Origin of the sequence: Streptomyces sp. NPDC050617 (genome assembly GCF_040654795.1) — a bacterium.
Classification (GTDB): domain Bacteria; phylum Actinomycetota; class Actinomycetes; order Streptomycetales; family Streptomycetaceae; genus Streptomyces.
Genome location: NZ_JBFAIS010000016.1, coordinates 158,286 through 173,514 on the forward strand (window position 1 = coordinate 158,286; position 15,229 = coordinate 173,514).

Sequence of the window (15,229 nt, forward strand, 5' to 3'; positions counted from 1 at the left end):
TGGATTCGAAGGGCTCGGTGGATTCGAGGCTTTACGGGTTGCGGAGCCCCGGTCAGCCCCTGCCGCGTCTGGGCGGCGGGGCCGCCGCCTGGCGGCGGCTCTCCGCCATCGCGGCGCGGTAGCGCTCGACCGTGCCGAGGGCGGCCTGTTTCCACGTGAAGCGGGCCAGTACGCGCTCCCGCCCGGCGGCTCCGAGCCGGCGCCGCAGCTCGGCGTCGCCCAGCAGCCGGCCGAGTCCGGCGGCGAGCGCCTGCGCGTCGCCGGGCGGCACGGCCAGGCAGGTCTCGCCGTCGGGGCCGGCGACCTCGGGGATGGCGCCGCCCGTGGTGGCGACCAGCGGCGTGCCGGTGGCCATGGCCTCGGCGGCGGGCAGCGAGAAGCCCTCGTAGAGGGAGGGCACGCAGGCGATCTGGGCGGAGCGCATGAGGTCCACGAGCTCGGAGTCGCTGATGCCCTTCACGAATTCCACGGCGTCCCCCAGCCCGTACCGCTCGATCGCGGTGGCCACCGGGCCGTCCTCCGCGCGCTTGCCGACGACGACCAGGTGCGCCTCGGGGTGCTCGGTACGGGCCTTCGCCAGCGCCTCCACGAGGTGGACGAGGCCCTTGAGGGGGACGTCCGCGCTGGAGGTGGTGACGATGCGGCCGGGGACCTCGGGGACGGCCGGGTCCGGGGAGAAGAGGCCGGTGTCGGCGCCGATGTGGACGACGTGCACCCGGTCGTCGCGGACGCCGAGGTCGTCGACGATCTCCTGGCGGGAGGAGCCGGAGACGGTGAGCACGGTCGGCAGCCGCCGGGCCACGCGCTTCTGCATGCGGGTGAAGCCGTACCAGCGGCGGACGGAGGCGCGGCGGCGCCAGTCGGGCGCGGCGTCGAGGTCGAGCCGGCGGTCGACGGTGATGGGGTGGTGGATGGTGGTGACCAGGGGGAACCCGGCGCGTTCCATGCCGAGCAGCCCGTAGCCGAGGGTCTGGTTGTCGTGCACGACGTCGAATTCGCCGCGCCGGGCGGCCAGGTGGCGGCGGGCGCGGAGCGAGAAGGTGAGCGGTTCCGGGAAGCCGCCGGTCCACATGGTGGCGACCTCCAGGGCGTCGATCCAGTCGCGGTACTCGCCGCGGGCCGGCGTGCGGAAGGGGTCGGGCTGGCGGTAGAGGTCGAGGCTGGGGAGCTCGGTGAGGGTGACGCCCTCGCCGGGGTCGAGGACCGGGTAGGGCTGGGCCCCGATGACTTCGACGCGGTGGCCGAGGCGGGCGAGTTCGCGGGAGAGGTGGCGTACGTACACGCCCTGGCCGCCGCAGTACGGGTTGCCCTTGTAGGTGAGCAGCGCGATGCGCAGCGGCCCGTCCTCGTCCCCGCCCAGGAGGCGAGGCGCAGCTGCCTCCGTGGCCTCAGCGGTCACTCTCGGCCCCCTTCTCACGCAGTTCAGCCGGAGCGTAACCGGTAGCGCTAATCTAGAACAAGTTTCAGACTTGATCGTTCAAGAGGCTCCGAATCTACCGGCCCGGCACGGCCCGCAAAGGGCCGGATCGGGTGATTCGCGCCACGGCCCGGGGCCCTGCCATGCTGTGGGCCCGTCCGGGCCGCGGCAAGACCGCCCGACGGGTACCAGGGACCAGGGAATGGGACATATGACGACAGAGACCAAGTCGGCCATCGCCTCCACCCCGCCCCTGACCGAGCGTCAGGAGGCCCGCCGGCGCCGCATCCTGCACGCCAGTGCGGAGCTGGCCGGCCGCGGCGGCTTCGACGCCGTGCAGATGCGGGAGGTCGCCGAGGCGGCCGGGGTCGCGCTCGGCACCCTCTACCGCTACTTCCCGTCCAAGATCCATCTGCTGGTCGCGACCATGCAGGACCAGCTCCAGCACATGCACGAGACGCTGCGCAAGCGCCCCCCGACGGACGAGGCCCCGGCCGCGCGGGTCGCACAGACGCTGATGCGGGCGTTCCGCGCCATGCAGCGCGAACCGCATCTCGCCGACGCGATGGTGCGCGCCCTCACCTTCGCCGACCGGTCGGTGAGCCCCGAGGTGGACACGGTGTCGCGACTGACCACCGCGATCATCCTGGACGCGATGGGGCTGACGGGGCCGCCCACCCCCGAGCAGCTCTCGGCGGTCCGCGTCATCGAGCACACCTGGCACTCGGCGCTGATCACCTGGCTGTCGGGGCGGGCCTCGATCGCCCAGGTGAAGATCGACATCGAGATGGTCTGCCGCCTCATCGACCTCACGGGGTCCCAGCAGGACGCTCCGGCCACTTAGTACTCATGTCGGTCCCCGAGGGCCGCAACGAACGTATTTGGTAGCGAGCGGGGCGCACACGGCTTGTTCAATGCGCCCCCGCGCCCCCTCTTGGCCAATTCTGCGTATCCGGGACACCGGGGGATACCGGTAGGAATATGAAGCCACGCGTCCAACCGATGCGACCTGCGCAGAGGGGCAGAGGGTCTGGGGGGAGAACGTGATCCGGGTACTTCTCGTGCACGACACCTATCTGCTGCGCACCGCGCTGGCGGCGCTGGTAGGCAGGGAGACGGACATCGAAGTGTCCTCGACGGCCTGGAACGGCGCCGCCGGCAAGGCCCGTGCCGTACGACCGCATGTGTGCGTAGTCGACATGGACAGCGCGGAGGCCGGGGGCCCGCGCGGGGTGCGGTCGCTGAGCGAGGACTGCTGCGAAGAGGAAGGAGGCCCCTCGCTGCTCGCCCTCGCGACGGCGGGCAGACCGGGGCCGCTGCGCCGCGCGTTCGAGGCGCGGGCTCTGGGGTACGTGAGCAAAAACGCTTCCCCCGGGCGGCTGATCGAGTCGATCCGGCGGGTGGCCAAAGGCGAACGATGTATAGACGAGTCACTCGGCTTCGGCTTCCTCCAGGCGGCGGAGATCCCGCTCACGCCGCGCGAGTTGGGCGTCCTGACCCTGGCCGCCGAGGGCGCCTCCATCAGCGAGATCGCGTGCAGTCTGCACCTCTCGCAGGGGACCGTGCGCAACTACATGGCCGCCATCACCCGCAAGACCGGGGCCCGCAACCGGGTCGACGCGATACGCATCTCGCGGGGGGCGGGATGGCTGTGACGGAGCCCCCGAGGAACGGGCCGGCCGGGCCCCTGGGAGATCGGCCGAGATGAATCCCCTCGAAGCTCGGACGAACCCCCTCGAAGCCGAGATGAATCCCCTCGCAGCTGAGATGAGCCCCTCGAAACCGGCTACCGCCGCGGCGGCGCGGGGGCCGAGGTGGTGACAGCCGGGGGCGGCGGCGCGTGGGCGGCGCCCGGCCGCGGGCGCTCCGGGGCGGAGGCGGCGCCGTTCCCTCCCGTGGACCAGTTGCCCGTCAGCGCCCGGTAGAGGTCCGAGCGGCTCAGCAGCTCCTCGTGGGTGCCGCAGAGGGTCTGGGGGCCGTCCATGATCAGGATGCGGTCCGCGCGGTGGGCGGAGCTGACGCGGTGGGCGATCACGATCAGCGTGCCGCCGGGGCGGCGGGCGAAGGCCCGTTCGGCGCGGGCCTCCGCCGCCGGGTCGAGGTGGCACGTCGCCTCGTCCAGCACCGCGACCGGAGCGGGGCTCAGATACGCCCGCGCCAACGCGATCAGCTGGCGCTGCCCGGCGGAGAGCCCCGCCGGGTCGACGACGGCCGCCAACCCCCCGATCCGGTCGGCGAGTTCGCCCAGGCCGACCGCGTCCACGGCCGCCGCCAGCTCCGTGTCCGGCACCGGATCGGCGCGCAGATAGCTCAAGTTGGCCCGGAGCGTGCCCGTGAAGACGTACGCCTCCTGCGGGATCAGCACCCGCCGCCCCGGGTCGCCGCCGGCCCGTACCGGCTCGCCCCCGACCCGCACCTCCCCGGCGCGCGGCTCCAGCAGCCCGGCGATCAGCCCCGCCAGGGTCGACTTGCCGATGCCGCTGGGGCCGACGACCGCCAGATGCCCGCCGGCGGGCACGGTCAGGTCCAGGTCCCGGACCACCGGCCGCGCGTGCTCCCCGTACGCGAAGGTCACCGCGCGCAGTTCGACGGCCGGCCCTTCCCACCGCCGCGACGCCTCGCCGCCGTCGGCCCTCCCCCGGCCGCCGCTGAGCCTCACCGGCCCCCCAGCCGTCAGCCGCCGCACCACCACCACCAGCCGCGACCCGCTCGTCCCCAGCCCGTGCATCAGGTTCTGCAACGCCGGGAGCAGCGACGTCGTGAGGTACGAGAGCGCGCCGACGAGCGCGCCCGGCGTGACGCCGCGGTCGAGCAGCCAGGGCGCGGTGACGATGAGCAGGACGATGGGGAAGCGGCCGGCCAGGGCCACGGCCAGGACCCGCAGCACCCCCCAGCGGGCCAGCGTGCGGGCGGCGCGGAACTCGGCCTCGATGCGGATGTCCGCCTCCGCCGCCACGAGGGACTCCGCTCCGGCGGCGGTGATGTCGCGGAGGCCGTCGGCCACGGTCCCGAACTCCTCGGCGATGGCCTCGTCCGCCGCGAGGAACGTCTCCTGGCGGCGGGCCATCGGGCGGAGGGTGGCCGCGAAGAGGGCGAGGCCGAGGACGAGCGGGGGCACGACGATCAGGAGCAGTACGGGGGCGAGGGAGGAGAGGCCGATCAGCGCGCCGGCGGCGGTGAAGACGAAGGAGCGGGCCACCATGACCAGGCCCGCGAAGGTGTCGCGGGCGATCTCGACCTGGTGGGTGAGGCGGGAGACCGCCGCGCTGTCGGCGTCGTCGAGCGCCCGCGTCACCACGCGGCGTACGAGCGCGTCGCGCAACGGCTCCACCAGCGCGGCGACGGCCCGGTACACCCGGCCCGTGCCGTACGCGCCGACGGTCACGGCGAGCGCCGCCAGCCCCAGCCAGCCCAGCCCGACGCCGGAGCGGCCGGCCAGGAAGCCCTCGTCCAGCGCGCGGGCCAGCGCGAACCCCATCACGAACGTCTGGCCGGTCTCCAGCGCCGACCACGCCGCCAGCCGCGCCACCACCCGGGCGCGGCGGCGCAGGAACCGCAGCCCCTGCCCGTACGTGCCGGGGCTCGCCGCCCGCCCGCCCCTGGCTTCACTCATGCGGCACCCGGTCCCGCTCGCCGTCGTCCGCGCGGTCGGGCCGGCCGGCGTCGAACACCGCCCGGTACCCCTCCAGCCGCCACAGTTCCTCGTGGCGCCCCACCGCCCGTACGCGCCCGTCCTCCAGCCACGCCACCCGGTCCGCGCGAGCCGCCGTCGTGGCGCGGTGCGCGACGATCAGGCGGGTCCGCGGGCCGATCGAGCCCAGGAGGGCATCGGCGACGCGCAGTTCGGTGACGGTGTCGAGGCTGGACGTCGCGTCGTCCAGGACCAGCAGACGCCCCTGATGCGTGAACGCCCGTGCCAGGCCCAGGCGTTGGGCCTCGCCGCCTGAGAGCGGGGCGTCCGTCAGTCGTGTGTCGTAGCCGTCCGGGAGCAGTCGTACGAAGTCGTCGGCGCAGGCCGCCCGCGCCGCCTCGCGCACCCGCTCCGCGCCGGGGTCGCGGGCGCCGAAGCCGATCGTGCCGCCGATGGTGCCGCCGAGCGGCGCGGGGCGTTCGAAGGCGTAGCCGACGGCGCCGCGCAGCGCGTCGCGGTCGAGGCCGGTGAGCGGTTCGCCGTCGAGGGTGACCGTGCCGGCGTCCGCCTCCGTGAGCCGGCCGGCCACGGCGGCGAGTACGGACTTTCCCGTGCCGGAGCGTCCGACCAGGGCCATCGACGTGCCGCCCGGTACCACGAGGTCCACGTCGCGCAGCACCTCGCGGCCGCCGCGGAGCGCCGTCACGCCGGCCAGTTCCAGGGTGCCGGGGCCGGGCGGGAGGCGTCGCCGCCCGTACTCCGTCGCGGGTTCGGTGAGGACTTCGGCGAGGCGGCGGGCGGCGGTACGGGCGTGGACCAGGGCGTTGAGGCGGCCGACGATCACGCCGATGCCCGAGGCGAGGACGGCGTACCGGGAGACCGCCAGCAACTCCCCGACGCTCAACTGCCCTGCCGCCAGCCGCAGTCCGGCGACGGCGAGGACGGCGATCTGGAGGAGGGGGACGACCATGACGGCCCGCGCGCTGGACCGGCCCTGGACCCGCCACATCCGGTGGCCCTGGCGCCCCAGCTCCGGCAGCGGTTCGAGGATGCGGGCGCGCTCCCGCCCGGCGGTCCGCGCGGCGGCGATCGTGGCGGCGCCGCCGATGGCCTCCATCAGCCGGCCGGCGATCTCGCCCTGGCCGCGCTGGTACTGCGCGATGCTGTCGGTGGTGTCGCGGATGAAGACCCGCAGCAGCGCCGCGAGCAGCGGCATCCCGAGGAGGAAGGCCGCGGCGGCCCAGACGTCGATGAGGACGAGCGCCACGATGCCGCCGACGGGCGGGACGACGGCGGCGAGGGCGGCGGCGATGTTGGCGGGGGCGGTGCCCGCGTAGGCGGCGTTGCCGACCAGCCGCGAGACCAGGTCGCCGGGGCCGAACCGGTCGGCCGCGCGCGGCCCCGTGTGCAGGACGTGCCGCAGCAGACGGCCGCGGGCCCAGGCCGTGCCGCGGGCGTTGGCGGTGCCGGTGAGCAGTTCTTCGACGGCGTCGAGCAGTACGGACAGGCCGATGAGCGCCGCGCACGCGACGATCCAGTGGGTGGTCCGGGGTCCGTGGCCGCCGGCCAGGACGGCGTCGAGGGCGCGGCCGAGGACGAGGGGCAGCGCGAGGGAGGAGCCGGCGGCGGCAGTGGTGAGCAGGCCGATCGCGGCGGTTCGGCCGGGGCTGTGCCGGACCGCTTCCAGCAGCAGCCGGTCGGCGGCCCGGTTCGTCGCCGTGCGTGCGGGCTGATCGGCGGCGGGCTTCGGCTCGTCGCCGCCCGTGGGCGTCGGCCGGTCGTCGTCCCCGATGGGCATCGGCATGCTCGGAGCGGTCCTCCCTTCGGAGCGCGGCCCCGGGCCGTGGTGCTGCCCGGGGCCGCTCTATGACCGATGCAGCGTCACAGGTGACGTGTCATCAGAGGTTTCGGAGACTCGTTGTCAGAGACTCGGATACTCAGAGACAGAGAACGATGCTCGCTTCGCTCCAGCAGAGCAGCAGGCTGGCTTCGCTGCCACCGCCGCCGCCGTGACCGCCGAACTCGGTGTCCATCGTCTGCAGGTCGAGAAGGGCCATGGTGGTTCCTTTCACAGTGGGGACTGAACTTCTTGCCACGGCCCCGTCTCCGGGGCCGGCTCTTGGTCCCGCCGCGGCGGGAGGAAGGGGAGCCCTACGGGCTCGGTGTGCAGCGCCGCGCCCACCGCGAGCAGGCAGCCCGCGGTGCCGGTGGCGAGGTCCATCGACAGGCGCATCATCTGGTCGCCGGGGAAGGCGAGATGCCCCTGGTAGGGGACCGCGTACCAGGCGAGGGCGGCGAGTTGGGATGCGAGGTCGCCTGGGGCGACGCCGCGCGCGGTGGTGCGGCTGAGGTGGAGGACCGAGCCGCCGCGGCCCCGGAAGAGGCCGGGCTGCGCGTAGAAGCGCGACTTCGCGGCGGGCAGGATGGCGGACCTCGCGGTCTCGAACTCCTCCACGGCCCGGTGCGCCGCGAAGTCGTCGAGGACCGCTCCGATGCCGATGCTGCCCTCGCCCAGATAGGGCAGGGTGCGCCAGCCCTCATCGACGACCAGGGTGCCGCGGTCGTTGCGCACGCACGCCGCGAGGTCCTGCCGCAGGGCGTCGGCCGCGTGGTCCAGGAGGGCGGTGTCGCCCGTGCGCTCGTACAGCCGCAGGAAGAGCAGGGCCGGTCCGCTCGCGCCGTGCAGCAGTCCGGCGCGGGTGCGCTGCCCGGCGTCCCGGATCCGGGCCAGTCGCGCGGCGGCCAGTTCGGCGATCTCCAGGGCACGGGTGCGCAGGGCGTTCTCGCCGGTGGTCGCCGCCAGGTGGTCGAGCGTGAGGCCGAGGCCGGCGAGCCCGCTGTTCAGGTCGGGGGACAGCCGCTGCCACTTCTCGGTGAGCACCCGTTCGACCAGGTCCAGGGCGTGCTCGGGGTGGCCGAGGCGGTCGAGTACGTAGCCGGCGCCGAGCAGGCCGTCGTAGAGGCCGAGGGGCGCGCCGCGCGGCGGGTCGGCGGCCTGGCGCAGCAGCCACTCCTCGCCCTCGGCGTAGCGGGCCGCGCCCACCTCGCCGAGGGCGTACAGCACTCCGGCCGCGCCGTGCGCGAGGCCGAGTCCGCCGCCGGTCTCGAACTGGGAGATGTCGCCGGGAAAGAGCCGGTCCTCGCGTTCGGGGGTGGCCGAGGCGAGGATGGCGCGGACCATGGAGTCGCGGCTGAGCGGCCAGTCCGCGGGCGCGACGGGCAGGTAGCGCTCGGCGGAGGCCGCGGAAGGGACGGCGGGCGTGGCAGCCGTGGCGGTCCGGTCGGCCGTCACCGGCTCGGCGGCCGTTTCCTCGCCCGCGACCCGCCCGATCTCCCGTACCGCCTCGTCCCAGAACTCCCGCGGTACGTCGGGGAATTCGGCGGCGGCGACGTCGGCGAGGTGCGCCGCCTTGTCCCGGTCCATCACCAGCAGCGTGGTCATCGGCAGGAACAGCGCGAGGCCCAGACACGCGAGGGCGTAGCGGTCGACGTCGAAGCCGCGGCGGTCGGCGGGGGCGATGAAGCCGGGGTGGGCGACGGCCTGCCGGTGGTTCTCGTCCACGTGCGCGGCCGTCTCGAAGTCGAGGAGCATCACGGACTCCTCGTCGGGCGCGACCATGATGTTGAACATGTGCAGGTCGTTGAAGACCACGTCACGGCTGTGCACGGCGGCGACGGCCGCCCGTACCGCGCCGTGGACGCGCAGCGCCCACCGCGTGTAGCCGGCGACGGCCTCGGGGTCCGGGGCGGCGCCGATCAGGGGGTGGCGGCGCGCGTAGAACGAGTTGAGGGTGGTGCCTTCGAGGTGGTCCATGACCAGGAAGCGGTGGTCGCCGAGGGTGAACCAGTCCCGCACCTCGGGGGCCACGCCGAGGCCGGTCAGCCGTTCCAGGGCGGCCTTCTCGCGTTCCAGGCGGGTGACGGCGTCGGCCCGGTCGGCGGCGAGCCCGGCGTGCGGCCGGGCCTCCTTGAGGACGACCTTCGCGCCGGTGCGGGTGTCCACCCCGGCGTAGACGCCGCCGCCGTTGGAGAAGTGCAGCGCCTTCTCGATGCGGTACGGCAGGTCGGTGGTGGTCGTGGCGTTGCGGGCGGCGAGCTGCGGTTCGAGGAAGGCGGGGAGTGTCACCCAGTCCGGCACGTGGAAGGCCGGGTCCCGGCGGTCCGGGACGAGCTGTCCGTCCGCGTTCTCGATGGCCGAGACGAGAGAGCCGGTGGCGTCGAGACAGTAGCGGGGCGCGAAACCGCCGTATCTGACGTACAGCGGGCCGTCGTTCCAGCGCAGGTCGGAGAGGATGTACGGGCCGGTTTCGCCGGCCAGCAGCGCGCCCAATTCCTCAAGAATGACGTGGAATTGCCGGTCGTCGGCCGGGTAGATGGTGACGAATTTCCCGCTGGAGCCGCGCGGCGCGTACTTGGAGTTCCGCAAATGGAGCGGGCGTGGGCCGGGTACGAACTTGAAGGGAATGGCGCGGGGCACGCAGTAGTCCCATACCTTCGCGGCGGTCTTCTCGGCGTTTTCCAGACACGCGGAGACATGGACCTTCCAGCCCTGCGACGGCCTTCCGGGAAGGGATTTCCCCTCCGGGGTCACGGGGCTGACGTGGAGCCAGTCCCCGGAGAGGAAGGACCGCCACCCTTCGGGGACCACGCGTTGGGCGGCCTCGTAGAGCGGGCCGGATCCACCGGTTCCGGGGGCCGCGGCGGAGAGTCGGTCCGGGGTCTCGTAGAAGTACTTGTCGGCAAGGCAGAAGACCTCGTACCGCTTGTCCACCGGACCCCCCTCGACGACGTTGCATCGAGATTTCCACGCCGTCGGGGGAACTGACAGTCACGGTTGTCATGAAGCGGCCGTGCGGAACTCACAAGTAACCGCTAGTACGCGCTAGTAGGTGCGGGAAAGCACGAGTCGGCACGTACGGGCAAGCACGGGCCGGTGAGTACGGACAGGCGCGGACGGGCGCTATTCCTCGGGCGGGAATACCGCCTCCCCGCTGGCGAGATCCGTGATGGCGATGGCCTCGACGGGACAGCTCTCGGCCGCGGCGAGCACGGATTCCGAGGCGTCCCGTTCGGCGTCCACCGGGTGCGACTGGCGCGCCGCGTCGAGCCGGAACGCCTCGGGCGCGGCGCCCGCGCACATGCCGGAGCCGATGCACACGCCCCGGTCGACCTCGACGTGCCAGCGGTCGCTCATCAGCTGTCCCCGTAGCCCGCGGGCAGGTGGATCATCTTGTGCTCCAGGTACTCCGAGAACCCCTCGGGCCCGAACTCCCGGCCCAGGCCGGAGTTCTTGTAGCCGCCGAACGGGCCGAGCATGTCGAGGCTGAAGGTGTTCACGCAGTACGTGCCGGTGCGCACCCGGCGCGCGACGTCGATGCCGCGCTCGACGTCGGCGGTCCAGACGCTGCCGGACAGCCCGTAGTCGGAGTCGTTGGCGATCCGCACCGCCTCCTCCTCCCCCTCGTACGGCAGCAGGCAGACGACCGGCCCGAAGATCTCCTCGCGGGCGATCCGCATGGAGTTGGCGACGTCGCCGAAGAGCGTCGGCTCCACGTACCAGCCCGTCTCCTGGTCTGCCGGCCGCCCGCCCCCGGTGAGGAGCTTGGCGCCCTCCTGCTGCCCGATGGCGATGTAGTCCAGCGACCGCTGCCGCTGCCGGCGCGCGACGAGCGGGCCGACCTCGGTGGCGGCGTCCATCGGGTCGCCCACCACGAGCGCGCCCGCGGCGGCGGCGAGCCGCTCCGCGATCTCGTCGTAGCGGGCGCGGGGCGCGAGCACGCGGGTCTGGGCCACGCACGCCTGCCCGTTGTTCATCCAGGCGCTCGGCACGATCCCGGCGACGGCCGCGTCCAGATCGGCGTCGGGCAGGATGACGGCGGCCGACTTGCCGCCGAGTTCGAGGGTGACGCGGGTCAGGTTGCGGGCGGCCACCTCCATGACGCGCCGCCCGGCCTCGACGGACCCGGTGAAGGAGACCTTGTCGACGCCGGGGTGGCCGACCAGGTACTCGCTGACCTCCCGGCCGGCAGGCAGGACCGACAGCACCCCGCGCGGCAGCCCCGCCTCGGCGGCGATCTCGGCCAGCACGTACGCGTCCAGCGGCGTCTCCGGCGACGGCTTGAGCACCACCGAGCAGCCGGCGAGCAGCGCGGGCGCGAGCTTCGCGGCGGCCACGAACTGCGGCACGTTCCACGGCACCACGGCCGCCACCACGCCGACCGGCTCGCGCCGCACCAGCAGCGGCCCGAGCACTCCGGCCCGCCGCTCCTCGTACGGGAAGTCGCGCGCGACGGTGATCGCGCAGTCCCAGACCATCATCGCGCCGAGCGCCTGCGCGAGGACGCTCCAGGAGGACGGGGAGCCGTTCTGGGCCGAGATGAGCCGGGCGATCTCCTCGTGGCGCGCGGCGACGGCGTCCTTGATGCGGGTGACGACCTCGATGCGCTCGTCCAGGGTGCGGTTCGCCCAGACCCCGGAGTCGAAGGAGGCGCGGGCGGCGGCGACCGCCTTGTCGACGTCCGCGCGCGTGGCGTGCGGCACCCTGCCGATGACCTGCTCCGTGTGCGGCGAGACGACCTCGATGACGTCCCGGCCTGCCGGATCGGTCAACTCGCCGCCGATGAAGAGCTGTCCGTGCTCGATGAGGTCGCTCATGTGTGAGCCTCCCGCGGGTTGGCTTGGCCCCTGCCCGTACGGCCGCCGGTGCCGGCAACCGTTCTGACGCTGCATCAGAACTGATACCAGTTCTAGTTATAGTGGGCAATGGATCCGACGCGGGACGCGGCGGACCACGGTGAGAGGGGACCCGGCATGGCACGCGTCACGGACCACGGCGGCGGGGTCTGGTCCATCCCCGTCCCCATACCGGACAACCCCCTCGGGCACACCCTCATATACCTCCTCGACACCGACGACGGCCCCGTCCTCATCGACACCGGATGGGACGACCCCGACTCCTGGGACGCGCTCGCCACCGGGCTCGCGGAGTGCGGCACGGCCGCCTCCGAACTGCGCGGCGTGCTCATCACCCACCACCACCCCGACCACCACGGCCTCTCCGGGCGGGTCCGCGAGGAGTCGGGGGCGTGGATCGCCATGCACGCCGCCGACGCGGACGTGGTGCGGCGCACGCGCGAGGCGGAGCCCGCGCGCTGGCTCGGCTACCTCGTCGACAAGCTCGCCGCCGCGGGCGCGCCCGACGACCACCTCGCCCCGCTGACGGCCGCGCTCGCCGAAGGGCGCGCCCGCCCCCTCCCCGGGCAGCGGGCCGCGCTGCCCGACCGGGCCATCGAGCCGGGCGAACTCCTCGACCTCCCCGGCCGCCGGCTCCGCGCCGTCTGGACCCCCGGCCACACGCCCGGCCACGTCTGCCTCCACCTCGAAGAGGCCCACCCCGCCGGGCGGCCCGGCCACGGCCGGCTCTTCTCCGGCGACCACCTGCTGCCGGGCATCACGCCGCACATCGGCCTGTACGAGGACCCGGAAGCCGAGGAGGCCACCTCCATCGACCCGCTCGGCGACTACCTCGCCTCCCTCGAACGCGTCGCCGCCCTCGCCCCCGCCGAGGTGCTCCCCGCCCATCAGCACCCCTTCGCCGACGCCCCCGGCCGCGTGCGCGAACTCCTCGACCACCACCGCTCCCGCCTCGCCGGCCTGCGCGAACTGCTCGCCGCCCCCAGGACGCCCTGGCAGCTCGCCGCGGCCATGGAGTGGAACCGCCCCTGGGCCGACATCCCCTACACCTCCCGCAACATCGCCGTCTCCGAGGCGGAGGCCCACCTGCGGCGGCTCGTGAAGCTCGGCCACGCGGAGGCGGTGCCGGGGAGCGGGCCCGTCACGTACCGGGCGGTATGAGGCACGTACGCCAGGAGGCCCCGGCCCGCCCGTCAGCGGAACGGGCGGGACCCGCCCGTTAGAGTGTTCTGCACAACTTCATCCCGCCTCGCCACGGGGAAAGCCGGTGCGACTCCGGCGCTGACCCGCAACCGTGAGTGCGGCCGTAGCCCCGCGCGTACGGCCGTACGAGCCGGAGCACCCGCGATGGGGCGAACAGGCTCCCGGAGCCGGACGCGTCCGCCTGGCGGCGGCGCCCGGCGACCGGCACCGTCGAGGTATACGGAGCTGAGCCCGGTGCCACCGCGCGGTCCGACGACAGCGCGCGGGTGGGCGGCCGTGCACGGCTGTGTACCACCCACCGCTGTGCAGCACCCACCGTTGCGACCTTCACCGAGAGGCACCGACCCCATGGCCCCCTCCCCCGCCGTCCACGCGCGCCGCGGCGCCGCGGCTCTGGCCGCCGCCGCCCTGCTGAGCGCGGCCGCGGCCCCCGCCGCCTCCGCCGATTCGCCGCCCCCGGCGGCGCCGGGGCTGTACGGGACGACGAACCCGCAGTTCGACGGCGTGTTCCGGCAGTCCCTGGCCTTCCTCGCGCAGGATTCGGTGGGCGTCACGCCCGCCAAGTCGGCCGTGGACTGGCTGGCCGGGCAGCAGTGCGCGGACGGCGGCTTCGCCGGGTACCGCGCCGACACCGGCACGCCCTGCGACGCGAAGAAGGGCGAGTTCACCGACGCCACGGCCGCCGCCGTGCAGGGGCTCGCCACGGTCGGCGGGCGCGGCGCCCAGGTGAAGAAGGGGCTCGACTGGCTCAAGTCCACGCAGAACGAGGACGGCGGCTGGGGCGCGCAGCCCGGCAACCCCAGCAACGCCAACTCCACCGCGACGGCCGTCGGCGCGTACGCGGCGGCCGGCCAGGACCCGGCGAAGGCCACGGCCAAGGGCGGCAAGACCCCGTACGACGCGCTGCTCTCCTTCCAGCTCGGCTGCGACGCCAAGGAGGGCGAGCGCGGGGCCTTCGCCTATCTGCCGCAGAAGGGGCAGCTGCTCGCCAACGACCTCGCGAGCGCGGCGGCGACGCTGGCCGCGACGGGCAAGGGGTATCTGGTCGAGCACCCGAGCGGCGGGGACAAGGCCCCGAAGCCGCTCGACTGCGCGAAGGGCGACGGCGACAAGGACAAGGCCAAGGCGGAGAACGCCGCCGCCGCGGCCGACGCCGGGTCCGCGTATCTGGCGGCGAAGCTCAGCGGCAGCGGTCAGCACCTGACCTCCGCCATGGACCCCAAGTCCGACAAGCCCGACTTCGGGGCCACCGCCGACGCGGTCGCCGCGCTCGCGGCGGGCGGCCACACCGACGCCGCCGGCAAGGCCATGGGGTGGCTGCGCGACGACAAGAACGGCGCCGCCGCCTGGGCCAAGGGCGACCCCGGCAAGCTCGCGAAGCTGATCCTGGCGGCCAAGGCGTCCGGTACGGACCCGCGCACCGTCGGCGGCGACCTCGTACAGCAGCTGAACGCGACCGGCCCGAAGCCGGAGGCGGCGGCGGACGCGTCGAAGAAGGACGCGAAGGACGAGAAGAAGGACGAGGGCGGGTTCGGCCTCTGGTGGTTCGTGGGCGTCTGCCTGGTGGCGGGCATCGGCGTCGGCTTCCTGCTCAGCGGCCGCAAGAAGAACCCGAAGCTGTGACGGGCCGCCTGCGCCGGGCGTCGGGCACGGCGCTGCTCGCCGGGGCGCTCGCCGTCCTGGGCGCCGCGCCCGCGCACGCGGACGGCTACCGCTACTGGTCGTTCTGGGAGAGCTCCGGCCAGGGGTGGACGTACGCCACGCAGGGCCCCTCGGTGGCGCGGCCCGACGACGGCGACACGCTCGGCTTCCGGTTCGCCGTCAGCCAGGACTCCTCGCAGGCCGCGAAGCCGCGCCGGGCGGCGGACTTCGGCGCGATCTGCGCGGACACCCCCGCCAAGGGCGGCAGCAAGCGCGTCGCCCTCGTCGTGGACTTCGGCACCGCCGCCGACGCGCCCGACGGCGGGACGCCGCCCCAGGCCCGTACAGCCTGCGCGCGCGTCGGCAGGGACGCCAGCGCAAGCGAGGCGCTGGCGGCGGTCGCGAAGCCGCTGCGCTACAACTCGGCGGCGCTGCTGTGCGCCATCGACGGCTACCCGAAGTCGGGGTGCGGCGAGCAGGTGGCCGACGGCGGGAAGAAGACCCCGGCGCCGGCCGAGACGACCGGCGCCGCGAAGAAGGACGACGGCGGAGGCGGCCCGTCCGCCGGGCTGATCGGCGGCGCCGCCGCCGTCGTCGCCCTCGGGGCCGCCGCCTGGTGGCAGGCGCGCCGCCGCCGCGGATGA

The 15,229-nt window shown here is 74.2% G+C and carries 12 protein-coding genes and 1 riboswitch; of the genes, 5 read left to right on the top strand and 7 right to left on the bottom strand.

All coding sequences use genetic code 11. The features are described from left to right. Positions 1-52: 52 nt before the first annotated feature. The gene (locus tag AB0I49_RS22180; RefSeq protein WP_363228747.1) at positions 53-1,399 is read right to left on the bottom strand and encodes a glycosyltransferase family 4 protein; all 1,347 of its coding nucleotides are present in this window, start codon (positions 1,397-1,399) and stop codon (positions 53-55) included. 229 nt (positions 1,400-1,628) lie between these two features. On the opposite strand from AB0I49_RS22180, the gene AB0I49_RS22185 reads away from it, so the two are divergent. Then, on the top strand, positions 1,629-2,261 hold the full coding sequence (locus AB0I49_RS22185; protein ID WP_363228748.1) for a TetR family transcriptional regulator: 633 nt from the start codon (positions 1,629-1,631) through the stop codon (positions 2,259-2,261). Positions 2,262-2,460: 199 nt separating this feature from the next. Next, entirely contained in the window at positions 2,461-3,072 is a 612-nt protein-coding gene (locus AB0I49_RS22190) for a response regulator transcription factor (protein WP_363228749.1), read from the top strand. A gap of 131 nt (positions 3,073-3,203) precedes the next feature. On the opposite strand, the gene AB0I49_RS22195 is transcribed toward AB0I49_RS22190, so the two are convergent. From AB0I49_RS22195 to AB0I49_RS22220, 6 genes are all read right to left on the bottom strand, one after another. Further along, on the bottom strand, positions 3,204-5,030 hold the full coding sequence (locus AB0I49_RS22195; protein WP_363228750.1) for an ABC transporter ATP-binding protein: 1,827 nt from the start codon (positions 5,028-5,030) through the stop codon (positions 3,204-3,206). Beyond that, entirely contained in the window at positions 5,023-6,852 is a 1,830-nt protein-coding gene (locus tag AB0I49_RS22200; RefSeq protein WP_363228751.1) for an ABC transporter ATP-binding protein, read from the bottom strand. Before AB0I49_RS22200 ends, AB0I49_RS22195 begins: the two co-directional genes overlap by 8 nt. A gap of 133 nt (positions 6,853-6,985) precedes the next feature. Next, on the bottom strand, positions 6,986-7,105 hold the full coding sequence (locus AB0I49_RS22205) for a SapB/AmfS family lanthipeptide (protein ID WP_363228752.1): 120 nt from the start codon (positions 7,103-7,105) through the stop codon (positions 6,986-6,988). Between the two features lie 11 nt (positions 7,106-7,116). Further along, entirely contained in the window at positions 7,117-9,819 is a 2,703-nt protein-coding gene (lanKC, locus tag AB0I49_RS22210) for a class III lanthionine synthetase LanKC (RefSeq protein WP_363228753.1), read from the bottom strand. Positions 9,820-10,008: 189 nt separating this feature from the next. Next, a complete protein-coding gene (locus AB0I49_RS22215) occupies positions 10,009-10,242 on the bottom strand; it encodes a ferredoxin (RefSeq protein WP_363228754.1) in 234 nt (77 codons plus the stop codon). After that, complete coding sequence (locus AB0I49_RS22220) at positions 10,242-11,702, bottom strand: aldehyde dehydrogenase (RefSeq protein ID WP_363228756.1); 1,461 nt, start codon at positions 11,700-11,702, stop codon at positions 10,242-10,244. Before AB0I49_RS22220 ends, AB0I49_RS22215 begins: the two co-directional genes overlap by 1 nt. Before the next feature lie 156 nt (positions 11,703-11,858). On the opposite strand from AB0I49_RS22220, the gene AB0I49_RS22225 reads away from it, so the two are divergent. From AB0I49_RS22225 to AB0I49_RS22235, 3 genes are all read left to right on the top strand, one after another. Further along, complete coding sequence (locus AB0I49_RS22225; RefSeq protein WP_363228757.1) at positions 11,859-12,902, top strand: MBL fold metallo-hydrolase; 1,044 nt, start codon at positions 11,859-11,861, stop codon at positions 12,900-12,902. Between the two features lie 58 nt (positions 12,903-12,960). Continuing rightward, positions 12,961-13,106, top strand: a riboswitch (cobalamin riboswitch). Positions 13,107-13,292: 186 nt separating this feature from the next. Next, positions 13,293-14,567, top strand: coding sequence for a prenyltransferase/squalene oxidase repeat-containing protein (locus AB0I49_RS22230; protein WP_363228758.1), 1,275 nt, complete (start codon positions 13,293-13,295; stop codon positions 14,565-14,567). Then, on the top strand, positions 14,564-15,229 hold the full coding sequence (locus tag AB0I49_RS22235) for an SCO2322 family protein (protein WP_363228759.1): 666 nt from the start codon (positions 14,564-14,566) through the stop codon (positions 15,227-15,229). The genes AB0I49_RS22230 and AB0I49_RS22235 overlap by 4 nt, the downstream gene beginning before the upstream one ends.

Bases quoted from the DNA above. Each gene is read 5' to 3' on its own strand.
- AB0I49_RS22200 (WP_363228751.1), bottom strand. From the start codon at position 6,852: ATGCCGATGCCCATCGGGGACGACGACCGGCCGACGCCCACGGGCGGC.
- AB0I49_RS22195 (WP_363228750.1), bottom strand. From the start codon at position 5,030: ATGAGTGAAGCCAGGGGCGGGCGGGCGGCGAGCCCCGGCACGTACGGG.
- AB0I49_RS22230 (WP_363228758.1), top strand. From the start codon at position 13,293: ATGGCCCCCTCCCCCGCCGTCCACGCGCGCCGCGGCGCCGCGGCTCTG.
- AB0I49_RS22215 (WP_363228754.1), bottom strand. From the start codon at position 10,242: ATGAGCGACCGCTGGCACGTCGAGGTCGACCGGGGCGTGTGCATCGGC.
- AB0I49_RS22185 (WP_363228748.1), top strand. From the start codon at position 1,629: ATGACGACAGAGACCAAGTCGGCCATCGCCTCCACCCCGCCCCTGACC.
- AB0I49_RS22205 (WP_363228752.1), bottom strand. From the start codon at position 7,105: ATGGCCCTTCTCGACCTGCAGACGATGGACACCGAGTTCGGCGGTCAC.
- AB0I49_RS22225 (WP_363228757.1), top strand. From the start codon at position 11,859: ATGGCACGCGTCACGGACCACGGCGGCGGGGTCTGGTCCATCCCCGTC.
- AB0I49_RS22220 (WP_363228756.1), bottom strand. From the start codon at position 11,702: ATGAGCGACCTCATCGAGCACGGACAGCTCTTCATCGGCGGCGAGTTG.